Source organism: bacterium, from assembly GCA_024226335.1.
GTDB lineage: Bacteria > Myxococcota_A > UBA9160 > SZUA-336 > SZUA-336 > JAAELY01.
In genome coordinates, this window is record JAAELY010000106.1 from 1 (window position 1) to 1,478 (window position 1,478).

The following is a 1,478-nucleotide window of genomic DNA, read 5'->3' on the forward strand; positions in this document are numbered from 1 at the left end:
ATCTTCTGACCGGTGACCGAATACTCGTCTCCCTCGAGAACTGCCCGGGTCTGCAGACCCGCGAGATCCGAACCCGCACCCGGCTCGCTATAGCCCTGACACCAGATGATCTCGTGCTTGCAGATCGGCGGCAGGTGCTCGGCCTTCTGCTCGTCGGTTCCGATTTCGAGCAGCGTCGGTCCGAGCATGGTGAGACCGAAACTGCCCGGCGGCGGTGCCTTGATCGCGCGCATCTCCTGGGCCAGGACGGCCTGATGTTCGCGATCGAGCCCTCCCCCGCCGTACTCCGTGGGCCAGCCCGGCGCGGCCCAACCCCGGGAGCCGAGAGCGCGGACCCAATCGTCGAAGCGCACACGAGAAAGCCGCTCGCGGGATCCGACCCGGTCCTCCTCGGCGCAGTTTTCGGCCAGCCATTCCCGAACCTCACCTCGGAACGATTCGATCGATCCCATCCGGTGCCTCCCAGCTCAAACCCGCGACGGCGGGTGGAAGCTCTATTATATGACCTGTGGAACCTGAGAGCAGGTTCCGGGAATGAGCCCGAGAGGAACCCCAAAATGGCATTGAGCCTTTCCGAAGACCAGCTGATCATCCAGGAGACCGCGAAGAGCTTCCTCGAGGAAAAGTCGCCGGTCCAGCGGATGCGCGAGTTACGCGATTCCGAGGACGCCACCGGTTTCTCTCGCGCGCTATGGACGGAAATGGCCGAGATGGGCTGGACGGGAATCATCTTCCCCGAAGAACTCGGTGGGGCTGGCATGGGCTACCGAGAGCTCGGAGTCGTACTCCACGAGTGCGGTCGCGTACTGGCACCCGAACCCTTCCTGTCGACCGTACTCCTGGGTGGCAACGCGATCCTGCTGGGCGGCCGAGATCCCTTGAAGAAAGACCTGCTTCCCGGTGTATGCAATGGCGAACGCATCCTGGCCATGGCGTTCCAGGAACGAGGACGCTTCGATCCCTATTTGGTTTCAACTCGGGCCGAACGAGACGGTGACGGTTACCGGATCGATGGTCAGAAGCAGTTCGTGCTCGACGCCCACGTCGCAGACCAGCTGATCGTAGTGGCGCGAACCAGCGGCGAATCCGGCGATCGCAACGGCCTGTCCCTGTTCGCGGTCGATGCGGGTGCAAAAGGACTTTCGATTCAAAGAAACCAGATGCTGGACGGTCGCAATGCAGCGGATGTGACGCTGAAAGGTGTTTCCGTAGCGGGCGAGCGGGTTCTCGGCGAGATCGATGCGGGCGCGGAACTGCTCGACGCAGTATTCGACCGGGCGGCGATCGGACTCTCGGCCGAGATGCTAGGCGCCGCCGAAGAAGCCTTTGAGCGGACCCTCGCCTACCTGAAGGACCGAGAGCAGTTCGGCGTCAAGATCGGCTCATTCCAGGCGCTGCGCCACCGCGCCGCCGATATGTTCTGCGATCTGGAACTCGCACGCTCCGTGGTACGAGAAGCCGTGACCGCCCTGGACGAA

General features: G+C 63.1%; 2 protein-coding genes. One reads left to right on the forward strand and one right to left on the reverse strand.

The features are described from left to right. Window positions 1-452 (reverse strand): acyl-CoA dehydrogenase (locus GY725_04715; GenBank protein ID MCP4003478.1); only part of this gene is annotated, 452 nt, incomplete at its 3' end. Between the two features lie 105 nt (window positions 453-557). Between GY725_04715 and GY725_04720 the strand changes: the two genes are divergently transcribed. Further along, window positions 558-1,478 (forward strand): acyl-CoA dehydrogenase (locus GY725_04720; GenBank protein ID MCP4003479.1); only part of this gene is annotated, 921 nt, incomplete at its 3' end.